This is a genomic window from Candidatus Hydrogenedentota bacterium, assembly GCA_035450225.1.
GTDB lineage: Bacteria > Hydrogenedentota > Hydrogenedentia > Hydrogenedentales > SLHB01 > DSVR01.
Map to the genome: position 1 here is coordinate 60,208 of DAOTMJ010000027.1, position 6,798 is coordinate 67,005.

Below are 6,798 nucleotides of genomic sequence, written 5' to 3' on the forward strand. Positions count from 1 at the left end.
CGGTTATTCAACCCGGCTCGCCCCGTCGGCTGGCGAGGACAGAAACGTTTGGCCTTGCAGGCCGGTCCGTTGCCGGTAATCGGCAATCAAACGTTCGCAAAATGCGGGCGCGGCGTCGGTCTCGACTAGGCAGATCGTGCATCCGCCAAAGCCCGCCCCGGTCATCCGCGCACCGTGACAGCCGGGCAGCCCGCGCGCAATCGCTGTCATCGCGTCCAATTCCGGGCACGTGACCTCGTAATCGTCGCGCAGGCTCTCGTCCGAGGCGTTCATTAGTTCGCCGAGCCGGACCGCGTCGCCCGCGCGCAGCACGGCACAGGCCGCCTGCGTGCGCGCATTTTCCGAAATGACATGCCGCGCGCGGCGGAAAACAATATCAGACAAGACCCCGCGACACGCCGTCAACTCGTCCTCGTTGAAATCGCGCAGGTGGGTTCCGGGACGGTTCAGGGTTTTTGCCATGCCCGCCACCGCCTCGCGGCATTGCGCCACGCGCTCGTTGTATTTGGACGATGTCAGGCCGCGCGCCACGCCCGTGTTGGCGATGACGAACGTGGCCGACGCAAACGCGACCGGCACGAGTTCGTACGCGAAACTTCGGCAATCGAGAAACAGCGCATGTCCTTTGCGGCCCATGCGCGATATGAACTGGTCCATGATGCCCGAACTCAGGCCGAGAAAACGGTTTTCCACGCGCTGGCCGAGCCGGGGCGCCTCGGCGCCTTCGACCCGAAAACCGCCGAGGGCCTCGAACATGCACAAGGCCGCCATTTCGAGACTCGCGGAACTGCTGAGTCCGCAGGCGATCGGCACGTCGCCGGCAATCAGCAACTCCGCGCCGATCAGCGGCAGCCCAAGCGCGGCGACCTCGTCCGCCACGCCGACGACGTAATCAATCCACGGCTCGTCCGCGTTGCGCGCGCGATGGTCCAAGTCCGCTTCGACGCAACGGTCCAGGTTCGCCGCGAAGGCGTGCAGACGCCGGTCGGCGCGCCGCCTGGCCGCGATGACGGTCTCGTGCTCAATGGCCATGGGCAGCACAAACCCGTGATTGTAGTCTGTATGTTCGCCGATGATGTTGACGCGGCCCGGCGCCCGTACCACGACCTCCGCCGCATGGCCAAAGCGGTGCTCAAACTGTCGTTTTACGTCATGAATGTGCAGACTCATGGTTGATCCCCGGATCGGCGGCCGTTTTCAGGCCTCGAAAAGCACGCCGGCGCGCGCCATGGATTTCCATGCACCCCGCCGCCTCAAATGATGGTCTTTTCCGTGGCGGCGTCGAAATAGTGGACCTTGTCCATCAGGACGTCTATGACATACGGCTTGTTCACTTCGGGCTCGATGTTGGATTTGATGCGCGCCGTCAGCGACTTCCCTCCGATGCCGATATAAAGGTAGATTTCCGATCCCATCGGCTCGACCACCTCGACGTTCGCGGTGATGCTCGAACCCGGAACGGGCGTTTGCGTAATGTTCTCGCGCACATCCTCCGGGCGAATGCCGAGGGTCACCTGTTTTCCCACATAGGACTGCAACGCATCGCGATGCGGCGGCGCCACTTCCAAATCGAGGCTGCCGCCAAGGTCGCGGAACCGCAGGGAACCGTTCTCGGCCGACAGGCGGCCATCCACCATGTTCATCGGGGGACTGCCGATGAATCCGGCCACGAACTTGTTTACCGGCTTGTTGTAAAGCGTCAGCGGATCGGCCACCTGCTGGATTACGCCGTCGAGCATGACCACGATACGATCGCCCATCGTCATGGCTTCGACTTGGTCGTGCGTCACGTAAATCATGGTGGATTGCAGCCGCGTGTGGAGTTTGCTGATTTCGGCGCGCATCTGGACCCGCAGTTTGGCGTCAAGGTTCGACAACGGCTCGTCGAATAAAAACACCTTCGGCTGGCGGACAATGGCGCGACCCACCGCCACGCGTTGACGCTGGCCGCCCGACAGGGCTTTCGGCTTGCGATCGAGCAGGTCTTGGATGCCCAAAATTTCCGCCGCCGCCTGGACGCGCGCCTGGATTTCCTTTTTCGGATATTTCCGCAAAATGAGGCCGAACGCCATGTTTTTATAGACGGTCATGTGTGGATACAGGGCGTAGTTCTGGAACACCATCGCGATATCGCGGTTTTTGGGCGGTACGTCGTTGACAATCTTCCCGTCAATGTAAATTTCGCCATCCGTAATTTCTTCGAGACCGGCGATCATACGCAAGGTTGTGGATTTACCGCAGCCCGACGGACCCACAAGCACCACGAATTCCTTGTCTTCGATAACGAGATCTGCGCCCTTTACCGCCTCGACGCCGCCCGGAAAGACTTTCCGCACCTTTTTCAGTTCGACTCTTGCCATGGATGTTTCCGCCTCCTTGCCGTTGCCAGCCCGCGGGAAAACTTGAGACTCGTTGCATCATATAGCAGGTTTTTCGATGGAGTCAAGCCGTTCTGGGACAATCCAACGTGGATCCCTCATGCTGGTCGTGGGACGGGGTATGCGTCATCGGACCTTGTGGACTTCACCGGAATGGGGAAATCTTGCGGGCTTGTCTCGTCCGCAAAATCCGCTACGGAACGCGGCAGGATGATTTGTCTGCCGGTCAGCGCCGGATGAGCCGGGCGGGCGAAACCGAGAAATCAATGTTCTCCACGATTGCATCGAAAAAGACGTCCAGCATGATTTCGTTTCCCCGCGGATAGAAATGGCAGTCGTCCCAAAACAGGGTTTCACCGGGAAAATGGTTGGGCTCCGCGGCGACGATGGCGGCCTTGACGTCGGCCAGCGGCAGCTCGTTGCGCGCCGCGACGCGCCGGAGGATCGTGTTTTCCGCTTCGCTGGCCTGATGGCGGAAAATTTCCGAGAGCACTTTTTCGGCAATCGTCCGCGCCTCGTCGTACCGGCCTTGCCGGTACAAGTCATGGACGGGCTGGTAGCGCGCCTTGTCCCGTTCGCAAAATTCATGGGGTTTCAGGAGATTCGAGGGCGCCGTGGAAAGAATCAGGGGCACGCCGCGCCGTCGGCAGAGCGCGGCCATCATTTCCAGATTGTTTTCGAGCGATTGCATCCGATCGCCGAGCAGCCCGGCGTCGTAATCGTCGCGGCAGGGCTTTTCGTCCGCGAGTTGCGGCCAGCGGCGCACCAGCAGCCGCCGGTTTTCCGGCTTGACCAGTTGGCGCGAGCGAAGTGTCGTAAGATAGTTGCGCATCAACCGGTAGACGGCCAGGCGTTCCAGCAGGTTCTGTATCCGCAGCGTGCCGAAGGGAACGTACCGCATCTGCTCGATTTCCTCAAATTCATTGTGCCCTTCGTAATAGAGGATGGCATCGGGATCATAATTCAGCACTTCGGCCATCACCGGCAGCAGGCGGTGGCTCCCGTACGAACCCGCGCCGCAGTTGACGATCTCGAACCGCCAGCCGTTTCCGAAATGCTTTTCGAGCCGTTCGCGCAAGCGCGACAAGCCCGGCCCGGGAAATCCCGGAAAGGCCAGCGTTTCCATTTGGACGTTCAGCGCCTCTTCGACGCGCCGGTAGAACGGCATGCCGTTTTCATCCTGCAAGAGCAATACGCAACTGCCCCCGACCATGAAAATGCGGCGCACGCCGGGGTCCTTGCGAAGACGGAAGCGTTGTTCGTGGAAGGTCAGGAGTTTCACCGGATTGGTGATCAGGTAGTTCGCGTCGTTGGGATCGGGAACGAACACCCGGCTTTCTTCCGTGAAGCCGAGTCCATAGTCCGCGACCACCGGGCGAATCCAATGTTCGGCGATTCGGCTTCCCGCTTCGACGATCCCCAACAGCGCCAGCGTGCACAATGCGATGACCGCGGCCGTGCGCCCTGCGGCGCGGCCCGGACTTCCCGCTTTGTGCGCCGAATCGTCCATGGGGCGGGATCCGTTAGAACGCCTGCTTGGGGGGCGGCGCGCCCAGCGCCTCCGTCATTCGTTTCATCAAGGCCGTGAAGAAGGCTTCCTGGTGCGGGCCCATCCAGGACATGAAGCCCGTTTCGTAGTCGCTGGTCGCCTTCGGTTCGTTGTAGTATTTGTCCGGCGAGATATAGCCGATGTAGGCCGCGCAGAAACTCGACGTCCAGAGGCTGTATCCTGCGTCGTCGGCGGCGCGTTTCCATTGCGCGCTGATTTCGCCGCTGAAATCGGCGGGGATTCCCACCAGAAACAGATCGCCGACGCGCGCGGCGTGCATCCAACCCTCGATGGGCAGTCCCAAGACTTTTGGAAGCAGCGGCGACACGCGCAGACTGTGCGACAAGCGCATCTGGAACGACGGCAGTTCAATCGGGATGCCGATGGAGGCGACGTCCACATTGGTCTGCCACTTCAGATCGTGCAGGTTGGCCATGACGAGTCCGGCCAGTTCTTCTCCCATGGCCTGCGCCCGTTCGATGTCGGTCGGGCGGTCCGGCGCCACGGGACCGGAACTGCCCAGTGCGCCGCCCAAATACGCGACCGTCGTGTCCGGCATGGCCTTCTCGATGGCCGACTGGAGGAAACCGGGATACTCGGCCGTGAATTCGACGAACCGCGAACCGACGACGGTCGGATGGGCCGAGTAGTTCAGCAGGATGCAACGGCGGCCGCCGGCCTTCTCCACCACAAGGTAACTCAACCGGGAATCAACGGGGCCCTTGCGCGCGCGGTTGCGGATATATTGCGGCGCATCGAAATGGCCGTGCGCCATCCGGGCGGTTTCAAGGCGGTTGTACGCCTCGACGATGGCGTCGGTAAAAGCCGCCGTCAGCATCGCGGGCACCTTGGGATTGTACAGACCGCCGACGAAAAACGCGGCCAAACCCTCTCCAAATCCGCCGGGGCCGTCGTGGGTATGACTGGCGCCAAAATAAAGGTTGTTGGCCGTCAGCGGCGTCTTTCGCGCCACCTCCTTGCGAACGGCCTCGGCAATGTTCGGTGGAACAATCAGCATGTCCGCGCCCGCGATGACGACGACGTCCTCGCCGTCGCTCAAGGCAATCGCTTTTACATGCAAATCGTCGTGGATGCCGGTGGCCGTTTTTTTCGGCTTTTCGCCGAAGAGGTATTCCTTGATGTTGTGCCGCGCGCCGTACCCGGCCAGAGGCATGCCGGGTTCGAGGTCCATCCGCGCGACACCCCAACCGGCCTTCAACGGTCCGGGCGTGTCCGTAAGATGGTTCAGCCGGGCGTTTGTCTCGATAGCCGCGAGATTGCGCGTGTAATAGCCCGTTCCCTCGAAACCGGACGTATACACCGGCCACGGACCGACAAACACCACAAACAATCCCGCCAACGCCAGCGCCGACACGCCCATGCCTATCGCAATCTTTTTCCAGAGACGCATAACGGTTCCTTTCCTGTGCCCAATGCCCAATGCCGCCATTGTACTCTTTTGCCCCGCATTTGCGTAAGCGGACTTTTCCCGGGAATTATGGTTTTTCGGCGCGAAGGCCCAAGAGCCGGGCCGCATGCATGCCCGCAACGGCGCCGGACGACCATGCCCACTGCAGATTGTAGCCCCCGGAATCGCCGTCAATGTCCAGCACCTCGCCGGCAAAATGAACGCCGGGCATCCGCCTCGATTCGAGCGTAACCGGGTCCACCTCGCGGACATCCACCCCGCCCGCAGTCACTTGCGAAAACATCCACGATTGCGTGCCCGTGCAGGGAAGGGTCCACGCTTTCAGGACGGACGCTATGCGTTCCGTTTCTTTGGCGTCCAGCGTTCCGCACGGCCGTTGTTGCGCTTCCCGGATGTTCGCCGCCTGCAGCAGGACGGGTATCAGGCGCTTGTGGATAAACCCCACGAAACTGAACGCGATGGATTTTCCCGGATCGTTCGCCGTACGTTCATTGATCAGGGCCGTCAACGCCTCGCGCGACAACGCCGGAAACAAGTCAATCCGCAGATGCGAGGCGCGCCCGCGCGTCGTGGCCTCCGAAAGGACCCGACTCAATTGAAGGATGGCCGTTCCGGAAATGCCGTACTTCGTGAACAGCAGTTCGCCGCGCTCCGTCTGCGCCGGGCGATCCGACACCCACGCCGCTGCTTCGCCCTGAAGGCTCACGCCCGCGATTTGGTCGAGGTAGGGCGCGTCGAGACGGACTTGGACCAGCGCGGGAAACGGCTCGACAAGGGCATGGCCCATCGCCCGGGCGATTTTGAACCCGCCGCCGTTGGAGCCCAGATTCGGGGAGGATTGCCCGCCCGCGCACACCACAACGCGCGACGCCTCGAAGATCCGCCCGTCGCCGCACACGCACCGGAGTCCCCCGCGCCGCCGTTCGACGGCATGCACGATGGTGTCGCACACCTCCGCCACGCCCCGTTGCGCCATCTCGTAACGGAGCACGTCGAGAACGCTCGACGCCTGCCGGCTCGCCGGGAACAATTTACCCGCGTCTTCCTCCTCGACCCTTACCCCCAGCCCATCGAAAAAGGACAGCGTTTCATCCAGTCCGAACTGGCCAAATACCCCGTTCACAAACGACGGGTCGGCGCCGTGATAATGTGACGCGTCAATCCGCCGGTTCGACAGATTGCAGCGACCGTTGCCCGTGGCCAGCAGTTTCCGGCCGACCCGCTGCATCCGCTCCAGCACCGTGACGCGCGCCCCCCAGCGGGCCGCCATGATCCCCGCGGTCATCCCCGAGGCCCCACCGCCTATGATAATGATAGGATCCATGATCGCTCCCGCGCGTCCGCTGGAAAGGGCGCTGTTCCCTTGGAGCGTGTACGGAAAGGCGGCAGGACAGACTGTCCAATCTGCCGCGGGCGCTTATACATTTTCAGATCGGTCGAAT

Annotated in this window: 5 protein-coding genes; all 5 read right to left on the minus strand. The window is 61.9% G+C overall.

Going from position 1 to position 6,798, the window contains the following annotated elements; genetic code table 11:
- Positions 1-3: 3 nt before the first annotated feature.
- The 5 genes from galK to P5540_14065 all read right to left on the minus strand — a co-directional run bounded on the left by galK (position 4) and on the right by P5540_14065 (position 6,680).
- Positions 4-1,170: a galactokinase gene (galK, locus tag P5540_14045; protein HRT65938.1), complete on the minus strand. Its 1,167-nt coding sequence runs from the start codon at positions 1,168-1,170 to the stop codon at positions 4-6.
- Positions 1,171-1,253: 83 nt separating this feature from the next.
- A complete protein-coding gene (gene ugpC / locus P5540_14050) occupies positions 1,254-2,360 on the minus strand; it encodes a sn-glycerol-3-phosphate ABC transporter ATP-binding protein UgpC (protein ID HRT65939.1) in 1,107 nt (368 codons plus the stop codon).
- A 244-nt stretch (positions 2,361-2,604) separates the two neighbouring features.
- Positions 2,605-3,888, minus strand: coding sequence for a hypothetical protein (locus P5540_14055; protein HRT65940.1), 1,284 nt, complete (start codon positions 3,886-3,888; stop codon positions 2,605-2,607).
- Positions 3,889-3,901: 13 nt separating this feature from the next.
- Complete coding sequence (locus P5540_14060; GenBank protein HRT65941.1) at positions 3,902-5,338, minus strand: hypothetical protein; 1,437 nt, start codon at positions 5,336-5,338, stop codon at positions 3,902-3,904.
- Positions 5,339-5,423: 85 nt separating this feature from the next.
- A complete protein-coding gene (locus P5540_14065) occupies positions 5,424-6,680 on the minus strand; it encodes an NAD(P)/FAD-dependent oxidoreductase (protein HRT65942.1) in 1,257 nt (418 codons plus the stop codon).
- Positions 6,681-6,798: the final 118 nt, after the last annotated feature.

Coding starts and splice junctions, on each gene's coding strand:
- P5540_14065 (HRT65942.1), bottom strand. CDS start 6,680: ATGGATCCTATCATTATCATAGGCGGTGGGGCCTCGGGGATGACCGCG.
- P5540_14055 (HRT65940.1), bottom strand. CDS start 3,888: ATGGACGATTCGGCGCACAAAGCGGGAAGTCCGGGCCGCGCCGCAGGG.
- galK (HRT65938.1), bottom strand. CDS start 1,170: ATGAGTCTGCACATTCATGACGTAAAACGACAGTTTGAGCACCGCTTT.
- P5540_14060 (HRT65941.1), bottom strand. CDS start 5,338: ATGCGTCTCTGGAAAAAGATTGCGATAGGCATGGGCGTGTCGGCGCTG.
- ugpC (HRT65939.1), bottom strand. CDS start 2,360: ATGGCAAGAGTCGAACTGAAAAAGGTGCGGAAAGTCTTTCCGGGCGGC.